15 protein-coding genes are annotated in these 13,095 nt (G+C 61.1%); 11 read left to right on the forward strand and 4 right to left on the reverse strand.

Annotated elements, in window-relative coordinates; translation table 11 throughout:
* Nucleotides 1-115 precede the first annotated feature (115 nt).
* Entirely contained in the window at nucleotides 116-1,219 is a 1,104-nt protein-coding gene (locus tag RIF72_RS15315; protein ID WP_309075697.1) for a sulfite oxidase, read from the forward strand.
* A 90-nt stretch (nucleotides 1,220-1,309) separates the two neighbouring features.
* Here the strand turns inward: RIF72_RS15315 and RIF72_RS15320 are convergent, their stop codons facing one another.
* Nucleotides 1,310-2,701 (reverse strand): MATE family efflux transporter, encoded by a 1,392-nt coding sequence (locus RIF72_RS15320; RefSeq protein ID WP_309075698.1) that lies wholly within the window; start codon nucleotides 2,699-2,701, stop codon nucleotides 1,310-1,312.
* 320 nt (nucleotides 2,702-3,021) lie between these two features.
* On the opposite strand from RIF72_RS15320, the gene RIF72_RS15325 reads away from it, so the two are divergent.
* The 4 genes from RIF72_RS15325 to RIF72_RS15340 all read left to right on the forward strand — a co-directional run bounded on the left by RIF72_RS15325 (nucleotide 3,022) and on the right by RIF72_RS15340 (nucleotide 5,902).
* On the forward strand, nucleotides 3,022-3,402 hold the full coding sequence (locus tag RIF72_RS15325; protein WP_026267468.1) for an RNA-binding S4 domain-containing protein: 381 nt from the start codon (nucleotides 3,022-3,024) through the stop codon (nucleotides 3,400-3,402).
* A 321-nt stretch (nucleotides 3,403-3,723) separates the two neighbouring features.
* On the forward strand, nucleotides 3,724-3,942 hold the full coding sequence (locus RIF72_RS15330; RefSeq protein ID WP_309075699.1) for a hypothetical protein: 219 nt from the start codon (nucleotides 3,724-3,726) through the stop codon (nucleotides 3,940-3,942).
* Nucleotides 3,943-4,445: 503 nt separating this feature from the next.
* Complete coding sequence (locus RIF72_RS15335) at nucleotides 4,446-4,961, forward strand: DUF6318 family protein (protein ID WP_309075700.1); 516 nt, start codon at nucleotides 4,446-4,448, stop codon at nucleotides 4,959-4,961.
* A complete protein-coding gene (locus tag RIF72_RS15340; protein ID WP_309075701.1) occupies nucleotides 4,958-5,902 on the forward strand; it encodes a PKD domain-containing protein in 945 nt (314 codons plus the stop codon). The genes RIF72_RS15335 and RIF72_RS15340 overlap by 4 nt, the downstream gene beginning before the upstream one ends.
* 188 nt (nucleotides 5,903-6,090) lie before the next feature.
* Here RIF72_RS15340 and RIF72_RS15345 read toward each other — a convergent pair whose 3' ends face one another.
* From RIF72_RS15345 to RIF72_RS15355, 3 genes are all read right to left on the reverse strand, one after another.
* The gene (locus tag RIF72_RS15345) at nucleotides 6,091-6,552 is read right to left on the reverse strand and encodes a DUF3817 domain-containing protein (RefSeq protein ID WP_309075702.1); all 462 of its coding nucleotides are present in this window, start codon (nucleotides 6,550-6,552) and stop codon (nucleotides 6,091-6,093) included.
* Nucleotides 6,553-6,636: 84 nt separating this feature from the next.
* Nucleotides 6,637-7,242, reverse strand: a complete 606-nt coding sequence (locus tag RIF72_RS15350) for a hypothetical protein (RefSeq protein WP_309075703.1) — start codon at nucleotides 7,240-7,242, stop codon at nucleotides 6,637-6,639.
* Between the two features lie 78 nt (nucleotides 7,243-7,320).
* A complete protein-coding gene (locus RIF72_RS15355; RefSeq protein ID WP_309075704.1) occupies nucleotides 7,321-7,827 on the reverse strand; it encodes a hypothetical protein in 507 nt (168 codons plus the stop codon).
* Between the two features lie 214 nt (nucleotides 7,828-8,041).
* On the opposite strand from RIF72_RS15355, the gene RIF72_RS15360 reads away from it, so the two are divergent.
* The 6 genes from RIF72_RS15360 (at nucleotide 8,042) to RIF72_RS15385 (ending at nucleotide 13,088) form a co-directional block, all read left to right on the forward strand.
* Complete coding sequence (locus RIF72_RS15360; RefSeq protein ID WP_309075705.1) at nucleotides 8,042-9,151, forward strand: thermonuclease family protein; 1,110 nt, start codon at nucleotides 8,042-8,044, stop codon at nucleotides 9,149-9,151.
* A gap of 115 nt (nucleotides 9,152-9,266) precedes the next feature.
* On the forward strand, nucleotides 9,267-9,491 hold the full coding sequence (locus RIF72_RS15365) for a helix-turn-helix transcriptional regulator (RefSeq protein WP_309075706.1): 225 nt from the start codon (nucleotides 9,267-9,269) through the stop codon (nucleotides 9,489-9,491).
* A 31-nt stretch (nucleotides 9,492-9,522) separates the two neighbouring features.
* Nucleotides 9,523-9,756, forward strand: coding sequence for a HipA N-terminal domain-containing protein (locus RIF72_RS15370; RefSeq protein WP_309075707.1), 234 nt, complete (start codon nucleotides 9,523-9,525; stop codon nucleotides 9,754-9,756).
* A gap of 80 nt (nucleotides 9,757-9,836) precedes the next feature.
* A complete protein-coding gene (locus RIF72_RS15375) occupies nucleotides 9,837-10,556 on the forward strand; it encodes an FCD domain-containing protein (protein ID WP_309075708.1) in 720 nt (239 codons plus the stop codon).
* Nucleotides 10,553-11,641 carry an asparaginase gene (locus RIF72_RS15380; RefSeq protein WP_309075709.1) on the forward strand — a complete coding sequence of 363 codons (1,089 nt, stop codon included), beginning with the start codon at nucleotides 10,553-10,555 and terminating at the stop codon, nucleotides 11,639-11,641. Before RIF72_RS15375 ends, RIF72_RS15380 begins: the two co-directional genes overlap by 4 nt.
* A gap of 13 nt (nucleotides 11,642-11,654) precedes the next feature.
* Entirely contained in the window at nucleotides 11,655-13,088 is a 1,434-nt protein-coding gene (locus RIF72_RS15385) for an aspartate ammonia-lyase (RefSeq protein WP_309075710.1), read from the forward strand.
* Nucleotides 13,089-13,095 lie beyond the last annotated feature (7 nt).

Raw genomic sequence — 13,095 nt, forward strand, 5'->3', positions numbered from 1 at the left:
GGCGCAGAGCAGGCCTCACAACGAGCTCTTGACGGGGTTCGCCCGCGGCGTGATCCTTGACCTAAGTGCTGCGGCACTCCGCAGCGTTTAACTTCCAGTAGAACGCCGCCGTCCCATGTCCAAGCACCATGTCAAACAAAGAGCAACCAAGGCCGCCAACCCCGGCCAACCGACCCAAGGTCCGCTGACCCACGAAGAACTGCAGCTCTCCGGGCGGAATCACTCCATGCCACTGGAGGCCCTGCACGACGACATCACGCCGGCCGGCCTTCACTACCTGCTGATCCACTTCGATATCCCGCACGTTTCCGCGGAGACATGGCGATTACGCCTGGGTGGCGCAGTTAATCGGAGCCTCGAGTTGAGTCTGGAAGACATCAAAGCCCGGCCCGCCGTCACCATGCCTGTCACCCTTGAATGCGCAGGCAATGGCCGGTCCCTGCTGCAACCTCGACCCGTCAGCCAACCCTGGGTTCTGGGTGCCGTGGGCACAGCCAAGTGGACCGGAACCCCGTTGGCGCCCTTGCTGGAGGAAGCCGGTTTGGCGAGTGACGCCGTCGAACTTGTTTTTACCGGCGCCGACGACGGCATCCAAGGAGGCGTCGAGGAGCCTTATGCGCGCAGCCTTTCAGTGGCGGAAGCGATGCATCCCGAAGTCATGCTGGTCTACGCCATGAACGGCAACCCTTTGCCCATCCAGCACGGGTTCCCGCTCAGGCTGCTGGTGCCGGGTTGGTACGGCATGGCGAGTGTGAAGTGGTTGACGTCGATCGAGGCCGTGAAGTCTCGGTTCATGGGTTTCCAGCAGGCCGTCGCGTACCACTACCTTCAAGGGCCTGACGGTCCAGGCATACCCGTGAGCCACATCCGCGTCCGCTCCCTCATGATTCCGCCGGGCATCCCGGACTTCTACACCCGGCGACGCGTGGTGGACGCTGGTCCCGTGATGCTGCACGGGCGCGCGTGGTCCGGGCACGGCGAGGTTGAGCGCGTCGAGGTAGGCATTGACGGCGAATGGATGCCAGCGCACCTCGAGCCTGCTCTGGGTGATTTCGCCTGGAGGTCGTGGTCCATGGTGTGGGTCGCGAGCCCGGGCGAGCACGTTCTGAGGTGCCGGGCAATGGATACGTCCGGCGCGCTGCAGCCCACTGAGCAGGTGTGGAACTATCAAGGCTTCGGGAACAACATGGCGCAGGTGGTTGAGGTGACGGTGCGGTAGTTTGGGATGGACTGCGCGCTACAGCCGCCGCAGGTGGGCCACCCGCGGTTCCCGACGGCGGGTTCCCGGCCAAGTGGTCAGGCGCGCCACTCAGAACCTCCCGATTATGCGATAGCCGAGTTGCCTTGTCCGCATGCTGTACCTCAGGGCAAGAAGAAGCGACGCCACGGCCGCGGAGGCAACGGCAACCATCGCCGATTGCCACACCAGTATCCCGAGGATGGCAATCGGGATGGTGATCAGATACGTGACAACGGTTGATGGCAGGGAGAGCCACGACGACCGCTGTTCCACCGTCAAGATCTCCCCGCACAAATTCTCTATAACATAGGCGGGTACTGCGATGAGATAGGCAGCAGTCAGTATCCACACCAATCCGACGTCAACCTCATCGCCGCCCAAGACCTTGGCAAGAACGGGCACGGCCGCTGCCACACCAGCCGCTGCGATGAAACTGGGCCACACAACATACTTACGCGAACGTTGCACCACAGCGTGGGCGTCCTGCTGGCTTCTGCCCCGGGAGTACCCAACAAAAACGCCAACAGCGCTGAGCGTCGCCTGGGGAACCCGACAGTAGAGAGTCCAGATCCTCGTAGCCACCGCTGCCGCGGCAACAGTGGCTACGTCCAAACGGCTGATGAGCATGAAGGGCACCACGGCAGCGGCGTAGTTGTTCATTTGCCGCAACCCGACACCGAGGCTTGTTACAAACATCTCCCGCGTAAGCGGGATGATTCGCGGTTGATCAGTTTCGGCAACTCTTTCCCCGCGACCTCGGGAGAAATGCCGTGCGAGGACAACAAACCCGCAGGCAGCAGTGAGAACCTGGGCGATCACCGTAGCGATGGCCACCGCGATCACGGGGTTGGCTGCTACCACTTTCAGCGGGCCGTAAACCAAGGCGGCATTGAAGGCTGCATTCAACACGAACACGGTCACAATGAGGACAATCGAAGCGCGTTGTCGCCCCACGACGCGGAGGGTGACCGAGACGGCAGCAAGAGCCAACGTGAATGGAATGCCAATCATGCGTACGGTCAAGTAGTCGCTGGCTATGGCAGCCACAGCAGGCTCGGAGCCTACAACGTCAAATATCAGGGGAACAACCCGGGTGACCACCATTCCGGCTGCAGTCCAGACAGCAGCAACGAGAAGCAGCGCGGTAAACAATTTGGGCAATAACCTGCTGGCGTCGTTCCGCCCTTCGGCGCGAGCCAATTTCACGGCAAAAACGTCGATGATTCCCGCGAAGAAGGCCATGAAAAGTGCGGTCACGAGATCGCCCAAACCTATGCCGGCCACCATAAGGGCACCGAACGGGGCCACGAAGGCCAGGTCAATAGCTCCATTTCCGGCGCTAAGGAGATCGACTGCAAACATGGTCCCGGCCAGGGAGACAAACGTCCGAGGCGAAAGGATGGTGTGGGCAGCGGCGCTCGACGCCGCCGGTTCCTCCGTTGAACTGATTCGTTGTGACATCACGCTATTCCCGCGCGAGCAGGTCCTTTGCAGATTGAACTCGGGCACTGCGTACTCGTCAGTACGAGTCACAAGCTAACACACATTATTCGCCCACTCATGATTCCCGCCGGTTTTCCAAAATTACTTTGATCGGAGTTCTTAGGTCGATGGAAATTACGTCAGAATGCCGCTTCATCGGATTACGGCAGGCAGACCGAAAATGCTGAATTGCCGCAAGTCACATTCATTGGGTTCGTTTCTCACGGGCCCGCCCGGCGCCCCTGACGCCTTGAAACTGAGTCCGCAGTGCACACATGCCTGTTATCGGCGACAATTCAATGATGAGCATCCCGTCTTCGTCCCCGGCCAACGTGCGAGTCGACGCTTGGCTGTGGGCGATCCGCGCGTACAAGACCCGTTCCGCTGCCACGGCCGCCTGCCGCGCAGGGCACATCCGGATCAACGGGAACCCGGTCAAGGCGTCGCAGAGCGTGATCATTGGAGACACCATCCGGGTCCGGGAGTCAGGCTGGGAACGGATCCTCGAAGTCCGGCGACTCATCGCCAAGCGTGTGGGTGCCGAAGCCGCGTCCCACTGCTTCACCGACCACACTCCCCCGCGTCCCGTTGCTCCAAAGCTCGGTCTCCCCCAGCGTGACCGCGGCGCCGGCCGACCCACCAAGAAGGACCGCCGGGATATGGAGAAGCTGCGGGGGTAGGTGCTTTCCACATACCACCGCTAGGGCGCCCATTCCCGGGACATCTTCTTTAGATTGAAGTTGCGACCACGCTGCCGCCAGTTCCTGTTCCCGTCAATGTGACCTTGCACGCGGCACCAACCGAATGGTGGCATTTCCTGTCAGCTCTGGCTCCTCTGGCTGTACTGACCGCGGCTGCCATCGCAGGTTGGATCGCTTGGAAGTCGCTGAGTCAGAAGAGCGCTGCAGACAACCGGGCGGAGTGGTGGCGGAGGGCAGAATGGGCATTCGACAGTATCTTGTCCCCAAGAGCCACGCCGCGCTCAGGTCGGCTTACAGGTAATGACCATCTTGGCCGAGTCAACACCAAGCTCGGAAGAAGTCGAAATCACAACCGTTGCTTGGGCGAAGCCCTTGGAAGAGGCGGCAGATCTTCGACGGGTGGGCACCGCTTCATCCGGTGAACCTTTCCTTGATCACCCAAGTTCCGGTCTGAACAACGCACTGGACCAGAAGTCCGATTCCGGCAACAATGAGTCAACTAGACACGACATCATTTGAGAGGCCAGCGATGAGTGCAGAACCGGTGGGACCATCGGGACAAATCCGGTCTCCAATAGATACAACGACGCGCATCGATCGTGGCGCCGCAGCACGGGACCGCGGGGTGCAGATCGCGGCGGCACAGCTGCGACTCGTCACGGATCGACGCCTCGGAAAAGTGACTCCTGATTGGATCAAGAAGTTAGCTGCTGAAGGACCCCCACGTAGCACTTAGCTTTTTCCCGCTCCCCCTGATCCTGCTTAGTGTGAGACCGCTTATCCACAGGCCCCGTTTTCTGACATGAACGGTTACCCGTCCCCGCCTAGACTGACCGGCACACCGCCAAACAGCTGCTGGGGAGCCTGTCATGTCACGCCATTTGTTTGCTTCTTTTTCTTTCGTTCGCGTCCGAACGGCGGTTTTGGTTCTGACCGCTGCGCTGCTTCTGAGCAGTTGCCAGGGTGGCTCCGCGTCTGGCGGCCCACCTTCAGAAACAAGTTCGACGACGGCGTCGCCCACCGTGAGCGTTTCGGTTCCCTCGGCGTCGGCTACTCCGTCAGCGCCTCCTGTCTACAAGCCTGCCGACGCGAAGGGGAAAGCGGAGAACGTGCCCATTCCGGTGATGCCGGAGCTGGCGAAGGAGAACTCGAAGGCGGGGCTGGAGGCGTTTATTGGGTACTGGTTCCAACTGCTGAGCTACGCCTACGAAACCGGCGACACAGCGAGGGCCAAGGAGCTGTCCAATGAGAGCTGTTTACTCTGTGCGGACCTCTTGTCAGGGGTCGCCACGAACTATACAGAGGGCCGATGGCTGGTCGGCGGAAAGTACCAGACGCCTGTAATCGACGTTATTTGGGAGCCCTCAGCAGCCTCGCAACCAGCAAAAGTACAAGTGTTGCAGCAGCAAATCTTGTACGTAAACGTGGATGGTTCGCATGGTCGAGAGCCGACAGCTGCAATAAATGACGCGGCTGCCTTCTTTGGTGAGTTTGCTGATGGATCTTGGTCTACAACGGACCTTGGCGTAATTAGATGAGCTCCCTCTCCGTCAGATTCGTAGCCGTCGGTGCTCTATTCGCTTTGACGATCCCCTTTTCGTGGCCTTCCTGGGCGGCCACTAAGCCCAGTCCAGGAACCGGCTTCAGTGATCGCTCAATTTCGGTAGGCGCCGAGTTCATCATCGATCCAGTGACCGGAGTGCCCTCCACGGATTTGGGACAGGACGTCGCCGCGGAAGATCCAAATCAGTACATGGCTGACGTGCACTGCCGATCAGGTGGAACGGACACTCCCGACAGGGGTTGCCTCACGATGGAATGCCCGGCCAAGACACCGGGAGGCGAAGAAGGCACACCGGTGATCTGGCGACAGGCACCAAAGTCCATCACCAACCCGACATGGACCGACTACCCAGCCGTCAGCGGACCCACCTGCCTCTACGACCCCGAACCCGAGAACGTCCTGGCCAACATCGCCGCCAGGATCCTCAACGACTTCCGACAACTTCCCGTCAACCCGGGAAGCCTCGAAGCACAACCCTTCCCCCACACCCTCAAAGGCGGACCCACCAACTTCTACGCCACCACGGGAGAACAAGGCTTCGACGTCACCATCCTCGGCCAAACAGTCCACCTGACCGCCACACCCGCCAACTACACCTACACCTTCGGCGACGGCACCCCCCTCGGACCAACACCCGCGGCCGGCTACTCCATCCCCGAAACCGAATGGCTCAACAACGAGACCCGAACCAGCCACACCTACACAGACACCGGCAACTACCAAGCAAGCCTCACCACCAACTTCACCGGCACCTACTCCGTCAACAACGGACCACCACTACCCATCAACGGAACACTCGACATCACCACACCCGCCAAAACCATCCACGTCTGGAAAACAGAAAAAGCACTCGTCGCCGACACCTGCCAAGAAAACCCCAACTCCTGGGGCTGCCCGGGCGTGGAGGACAGGTAGACAGACGGCGCACGTACCGCCACCTCCCACTTTGATCGCCTAATCCTGGCGACACACCATTAAGTCGGCGCGTCGAGACCACCCACGATTCAAAGTGGGTGGGTGCGGCCCATGGAGTCAGGGATCCTTCGCTTTAAGTGAAGAAAGGCATCAGTTGCTAAGAACTGATGCCTTTCGTCTGCTGAAGCCTAGGAGAACCAGGTACCTGGAGGACCCATGAACAGCAGGAAGCTAAACACTGCGCCCACGGCCACGAGAGTCACCACAACAGCAAGAATCGGGTTCCGGAGAACCCAAGCTTGGGCTTTCTCGAAGCCTCCCTGAGGCTTCTCTCCCCCGGCAGCCAAGCGCCAATCACCGGCGAGGAGGCCGCGGCGGTCCAGCGACTTCTCCATGGGGATGGTGGCATAGGGAATCACTGCTGAAGCGATGGCCAGCAGGCCGGTGCGGGTTGTCCACTTCTGGTTGATCCACGTGAACGCGGCCGTCGCGGCGTAGCAAAGGAACACGAACCCGTGGATGCCTCCGGCGATGCTCACACCAACGTCTGTGGTGCGCGTGACGTACTTAAGGAACAGCCCGATCAACAACAGCGTCCATGTCACGGCCTCGGCAAAAGCAACGGTACGGAACAAGGTGCGGGGCTGCATGGAAGTCCTCAGGTAGAAAACGGGAGACGCACCCTATTTTACCGGCTGTAGAACTTCCCTTGCGTCAATCAGTGCAACCGTGAGTTACGGCAATGGGAGCGCCGCCCGATTACGGATCCGGGAGTCGCCGAACTCAATGGCCACGGTAGCGATCTCCATCGCCGGCTCATGCCTGGTCCGGGCTTTCCCGACCGCAATGTGGGGCAACCATCGGGGCGATCTGTAACCAAGTGCGGGCGAGCTCAAGATGAAGTCGTCGATGTTGTCGAGGCCGAGGTCGTCAAGAAGTACGTGCAGCCCTTGCACCAAGAGTGCTTGGTAGTCGTGAACCTCCTGCGGCACGTCCACTTCGAGCCCCATAAGACGTCCACCGCCCAAGGGGATCAGTTTGTCCGACTTCCCCAGAAAACCCTGCAGTACAGGCAACTCCGTCAACCAACTGGAGATCTCGGGGAGCACTTTCTCCGGGGGTGACAATCCCTTGGTCCATGCAACGATGTCCCTTCCCAGCTCGTCCAGAATCCCAATATGCAGCAGCGTCATGTGCAAGCCTTGGGGCTTCCGCAGGGAGTCGACGAAGCGGTTCAGTCCCTCGTAGTCCGAAAGCCCTGCCCCGACGCGTACGACGGGCACCTCCACAGTGATGCGGGATCCATGAGGTTTGCTTCCAGGGGAGACAAGGTCCGTCATGGATGCCATTATGCGCCGGAATTCAAGCCAGCGGCAGGCCGACGACGCAAGCTGAGTACCGCCGTCGTACGTTAAGCACTACTTCTTGGAGCGGGCCTGAACCAGGTTGGCGAACGGAAGACGACCAAAGGCGGCAACAAAGTCAGCGTGGTAGGCGGCCTCGGCGGCGTTGACTTCGGAGGCGGGGAGTTCCTTCCATGCAACGATCAGGTCCAGGGCGTCGCGGAGTTGCCAGATGAGCCGGGCGTCCCAGACGACGGTGGGTCGTCCACGGCCGTAATCCATGAGCTCTTGGAGCTGCTTGCGTAACCCGCGGTTGCCTTGGCTCCCGGCGCTGGCTTTGCCGATGTACAACACGGAAGCATTCGGAATCCATTCGGACTCCAGCGCCTCACGTTTGAGGGAAGGGTCCTTCTTCTTGAACGTGCCGGCGGTGCTCTTCGTTAGGAACACCGGTTCAAAATCCGCGGGACGAAGGATTGCGAAGATGCCAGGTCCTTGGGGAATCCTCATGGGATCGAGTTCGTCGAGCGGTCGGAATCCGGTGAACCCGTCCTCAGTGAGTGACTTTTTGGTGAAGAGCATGGTCCATTGTGCCAAGGGAGCGCGTCACATTGGCGTCGTGCGCTGAAGGAAGTCTTCAGGATGTGAGTTGTAGCTTAAAGTGTTCTCGGCTGCTAAGCAGCCAAACCATCACTCTTAGCCATTCGCATAAATAGGGGGACTATTTGCGCACCCAAAACCGGCTGCCCCACAGCCACCACCCACTTCCGGCCTTCACCGAGGAAGGCTCAACATCGTGCGAAAGCTAATCATTGGAGCTGCGGCCGCAGTTGCGGTCGTAACCGGCTCGTTGGTTGCGGCCGCTGCCGCAAACGCAGACTCAGGGATTGTAGTCCGGGTAGTCGATGGTGACACCGTAATCGTGTCCATCAACAACATAGATCAGACCGTTCGCCTGCTGAACGTCAACACTCCGGAAACGAAGGATCCGAACAAGCCCACCGAATGCCTCGGTCCAGAAGCCAGCGACTACCTCAAGGAGGCCCTGCCCGCGGGCAGTAAGGTTCGGCTGGAGTTCGACGTCGAACGTCACGACAAATACGGCAGAACCTTGGCAGGGGTCTTCAACGCCAGCAACCAGCTCGTCAACGCCGAGATCGCCCGCCGAGGGCTTGGCGTTCCCATGGTGGTCGGCGAAAACCGGAAGTTCCTTCCGCCTGTGGAAGCAGCGCACTCGGAAGCACGCTCTGCTCAAGACGGTCTCTTCTCGGAAGCAGTCGAGTGCACCCTTCCCGCCCAAGTGGCAGCAGCCTCGGACGCACTTGCGGCCGCTGAAAACACCACCCCGGCAACGACGTCAGCGGCCGCGGGTGCCACCGCTGCAGGGATTGCGGCAGCGCTCATCACGGCGAAGGCCGCGCGCGATCTCCTTTCCGTGGCCCGAGATACCGAGCAGTCGATCGTCTGGGCGGCCTACGAGTCAGCTGAGGCAACCTCAAAGCTGGCTGCCCTCTCAACCAGGATCACTCGAGCGGAAAACACGCTGACCAAGGCCAAGGCTCAGCAAACGTCACTGGCGGCTGCGGAAAAGAAGGCCGAGGAGGAGCGTCTGGCCGCTGCCGCTCGGGCAGAAGCGGAGAGAAAGGCTGCTGAGGAAGCCGCTGCTGCTGCCAAGAAGGCCGCGGACGAAGCTGCAGCAGCAGCGCAGGCACGGGCTGCTGCTGCAGCTGCGGAGGCGGAACGGATCCGCAACATTCCGGCTCCAGTCGCGCCGCCGGTCCTACAGTATGTTCCGCCAGTTCAGCAGTACGTGCCGCCCGCACCCGCTGTTCCGGCGGATCCGGCACCGGGTTATACCGGCCCCCGATGCTACGCACCGGGCGGAAAGACCTGGCGCCCCTGCTGATAGCTTCAAGCAAGCCCGGCCGGACCGAGATGCACTGTCGCCGTACGGCAACAAATGCTAGAGTCGGCGTACGACGACATTTCCGAAAGTCGCCGTACGCCGACAAGGAGTTGGAATGCGCACGGTACGAGAGGCCGGCCCACTGGTACGCGAGTTGCGTGAAGAGCAAGGCTGGACCCAGGCCGAACTTGCCCGCCGCGCGAACGTTTCACGAACCTTCGTGATCGACCTTGAGTCCGGGAAGCCAACTGTGGAGACCTCAAAATTCATGGACGTCTTCCAAGCTCTTGGCTACGAGCTAGCCATACGGGACAGCGTGACAGGCAAAGTCCGATGGTAAGTACGTAAGTACCCGCGCCCTCGAGGTATTCATGGACAGGGCGCTTCGTCGCCGGGTTGAGCTGACGCCGTCAGGAAATCTGACATTCCGCTACGACCCGGAATACCAAGCAATCCCTGACGCCACGCCCTTGTCGCTGTCGATGCCGCTGGCCGCCGCTTCACACAAGAAACGCGCGGTCCTTCCCTTCCTGCAAGGTGAACGCCGCCGAGTCGCGCTACAAAGCGGCGCTCATGACGCGAAAATTCGGCTAAACAGGAACTGAACCCATCCACCGTGACGCCAAACCGTGAAGCAAACCTTTCAGCGTTGACAGCCCCTTGTGACCCGTGCCATATTCAAAACGTGAACCTGTCAGACAGCCGGACAGCCGGACAGCAAGGACCCCAGAGTGGGCATACGCCGATCTCACGCATTTCCGCTGCTGAAGCGGTCTTTGCGGCACTCAGGCGAGCCATCGAAGGCGGCCAGTTCGATATCGGAACCAAGCTGAGCTCGGAAGCGACGCTGGCCGGCCAGTACGGCGTCAGCCGCTCCGTCATCAGGGAAGCGTTGAGGTCCTGCAACACCTTGGGCCTCACCACTACCAAAACCGGCAAGGGCACATTCGTTGTGGCCAACAAGGTTGCTAATGACCTTACCTTGGGTCAGTACAGTGCACGCGATCTCAACGAGGCACGTCCGCACATCGAGATCCCCGCAGCGGGCCTCGCCGCCCAACGTAGGACGGACGATGAGTTGGAGCACCTCAAGGAAATCGTCCAAGAGATGCTTACGGAGAACGATCCCGAAGCCTGGGTGAACCTCGACGCCAGCTTCCACTCAGCCGTGGCCCGTGCCAGCGGAAACCGGGTGTTTGCCAGCGTCGTCTCCGATATACGTGAAGCCCTGGCCCACCAGTCCGAAACCTTGAACCTCGTGGCAGACCGGCAACACCGCTCTGACGAGGAACACGTCGCCGTACTCAACGCAATCGAAGTCGGCGACTCCGAAGCCGCAAGCAAAGCGATGGCCGCTCACCTGCAGGCCGTCAGCGTGGCGCTGGACACGATCCTCAGCAAATGACACCCCCAAAGGACACTGCCACCATGCCCGTCCCCGCAGCGCCGGCCCACAACGCCGCGCCCGAAAACGCCGTGCCCGAAAACGCCGCGCCTGCACACGCAGCGCCCCAACAAGCTCGACACATCAAAGCACCGAACCACGTCCCGCTCGTAGAGGTAACCCGCGACGGCCTGGTCGAAAGCATCCATTACGGCTCGCTGATCGCGGTCAGCGCAGATGGCGGCACCGCAATCCAAGCCGGCGAACCGGACGCCCCCATATACCCACGCTCGAGCCTGAAGCCGCTGCAGGCTGTTGCCCTGCTCAAGGCCGGTTTGGACATCCCCGAGGACCTCCTCGCGTTGACCGCTGCCAGTCACTCCGGTGCGCAGATGCACCGTGACGGCGCCCAGGAAATCCTCAGGCTGCATCACCTGACGGATAAAGCCCTGGGTAATAGCACGGACCTCCCTTACGGCGTCGCTGAGCGTGAAGAGTGGCTCCGCCAAGGCAACGGCCCCACCCAAATTGCACAGAATTGCTCCGGCAAGCACGCTTCCATGACCGCCGTCTGCGTCATCAACGACTGGCCTGTGGAGGGGTACTTGCACCCCGAGCACCCGCTGCAGGTCCTGGTCCGCGACACCATCACGGATCTGACCGGTGAAGAAGCTGCGGCGGTCAGTACTGACGGCTGCGGCACTCCGCTGTTCGCTCACTCCCTTCGTGGCATGGCCCGCGCTTACGGCCGCCTCGCCGCTGCCGACGAAAGCACCGACGAAGGCAAGGTTGCCCACGCCATGCGCCGCTACCCGCAGATGGTTGCCGGCGAAGGCCGCGATGTCACCGCCCTCATGCGGGCAATCCCCGGACTCCTCGCGAAGGACGGCTTCGAGGGACTCCAGCTTGTCGGACTCCCGAACGGCACCGGCATGGCGGTGAAGATTTCCGACGGCGGCGATCGCGCCCGCATGCCCGTCACGGTTGAGGTTCTCCGCCAGTTGGGCGTCGACGGCGGCAGTTTGGACACGCTTCAGAGCCCACCTGTGCTGGGCGGCGGCCTTCCGGTCGGCGAGATCCGCGCAACCAAAATTTTCAGCAACTAAACCAAGGACAGCTATGACCACCGTCGATCAGGCGATCCCCCTCCGTTCCGAACACGACCTTCTGGGCGACCGTAATGTACCCGCAGATGCCTACTGGGGCGTTCACACCCTCCGCGCAATAGAGAACTTCCCCATCACAGGGCAGCCCCTCTCTACCAATAAGCACCTCGTCAGGGGCCTGGCTGCAGTGAAGCAGGCCGCGGCCCGCACTAACCACGAGCTTGGCCTCCTGGACGCCGAAAAGGCGGGTGCCATCGAGCAGGCTTGCCAGGACATCATGGACGGCATGCTCCAGGATCAGTTCATGGTGGACGTCATCCAGGGCGGCGCGGGAACCAGTTCCAACATGAACGCCAACGAGGTCATCGCCAACCGTGCGCTGGAGATCCTGGGTCACCCTAAGGGCGACTACTCCAAGCTGCACCCGAACGACCACGTGAACCTGAGCCAGTCCACCAACGACGTCTACCCGACCGCGGTGAACCTCGCCACGATCTTCTCCGTGAAAGAGCTCCTGGAAGCCCTCGAGGAACTCGAGCTGGCCTTCGCCGAGAAGGGCCGGGAGTTCCGGACTGTGGTGAAGATGGGACGCACGCAGCTCCAGGATGCCGTTCCCATGACCCTCGGCCAGGAGTTCGGCGGTTACGCCGTGACAATCGGTGAGGACCGGGCGCGCTTGGACGAGTCCCACATGCTGATCCACGAGATCAACCTTGGAGCCACGGCAATCGGCACAGGTTTGAACGCTCCGGCCGGCTATGCTGAGGCCGCTTGCCGCCATCTGGCCGAAATCACAGGCCTTCCCCTTCTGACCGCTGCTGACCTCATTGAGGCCACGCAGGACGTAGGAGCCTTCGTTCACTTGTCCGGCGTGCTGAAGCGCGTGGCAGTGAAGCTCTCCAAGATTTGTAACGACCTCCGCTTGCTGTCCTCCGGGCCGCGGGCGGGTTTGGGCGAGATCAACCTTCCGGCCGTACAGTCCGGTTCGTCGATCATGCCTGGCAAGATCAATCCGGTGATCCCGGAGGTGGTCAGCCAAGTGGCGTACGAGGTCATCGGCAACGATGTCACCGTCACCATGGCTGCGGAGGCAGGTCAGCTTCAGCTGAATGCTTTCGAGCCGATCATTGTGCACAGCCTGCACAAGAGCATCTCCCACCTGGAGGCAGCGTGCCGCACCCTGACAGCACGCTGCGTCCGGGGGATCACAGCTAACACCGAACGGCTACGGCTTACCGTTGAGCAGTCGATCGGTCTTGTCACTGCATTGAACCCCCATATCGGTTACGCCTCCGCCACCGCTATTGCCCAGGAGGCGCTGGTAACGGGTAAGGGCGTTGCGGAACTCGTGTTGGAGCACGGTCTCCTGACCGCCACCCAGCTCGAGGAACTGCTCAGCCCGGAACGTCTGGCAAACCTGAGCAAGCAGGCCGAACCCGGCCTCTAAGCCCTGC

Source organism: Paenarthrobacter sp. (genome assembly GCF_031180005.1).
Lineage (GTDB): Bacteria > Actinomycetota > Actinomycetes > Actinomycetales > Micrococcaceae > Arthrobacter.

Coding starts and splice junctions, on each gene's coding strand:
- RIF72_RS15350 (WP_309075703.1), bottom strand. CDS start 7,242: ATGACGGACCTTGTCTCCCCTGGAAGCAAACCTCATGGATCCCGCATC.
- RIF72_RS15340 (WP_309075701.1), top strand. CDS start 4,958: ATGAGCTCCCTCTCCGTCAGATTCGTAGCCGTCGGTGCTCTATTCGCT.
- RIF72_RS15355 (WP_309075704.1), bottom strand. CDS start 7,827: ATGCTCTTCACCAAAAAGTCACTCACTGAGGACGGGTTCACCGGATTC.
- RIF72_RS15345 (WP_309075702.1), bottom strand. CDS start 6,552: ATGCAGCCCCGCACCTTGTTCCGTACCGTTGCTTTTGCCGAGGCCGTG.
- RIF72_RS15320 (WP_309075698.1), bottom strand. CDS start 2,701: ATGTCACAACGAATCAGTTCAACGGAGGAACCGGCGGCGTCGAGCGCC.
- RIF72_RS15330 (WP_309075699.1), top strand. CDS start 3,724: ATGACCATCTTGGCCGAGTCAACACCAAGCTCGGAAGAAGTCGAAATC.
- RIF72_RS15325 (WP_026267468.1), top strand. CDS start 3,022: ATGATGAGCATCCCGTCTTCGTCCCCGGCCAACGTGCGAGTCGACGCT.
- RIF72_RS15315 (WP_309075697.1), top strand. CDS start 116: ATGTCCAAGCACCATGTCAAACAAAGAGCAACCAAGGCCGCCAACCCC.
- RIF72_RS15385 (WP_309075710.1), top strand. CDS start 11,655: ATGACCACCGTCGATCAGGCGATCCCCCTCCGTTCCGAACACGACCTT.
- RIF72_RS15370 (WP_309075707.1), top strand. CDS start 9,523: ATGGACAGGGCGCTTCGTCGCCGGGTTGAGCTGACGCCGTCAGGAAAT.
- RIF72_RS15365 (WP_309075706.1), top strand. CDS start 9,267: ATGCGCACGGTACGAGAGGCCGGCCCACTGGTACGCGAGTTGCGTGAA.
- RIF72_RS15380 (WP_309075709.1), top strand. CDS start 10,553: ATGACACCCCCAAAGGACACTGCCACCATGCCCGTCCCCGCAGCGCCG.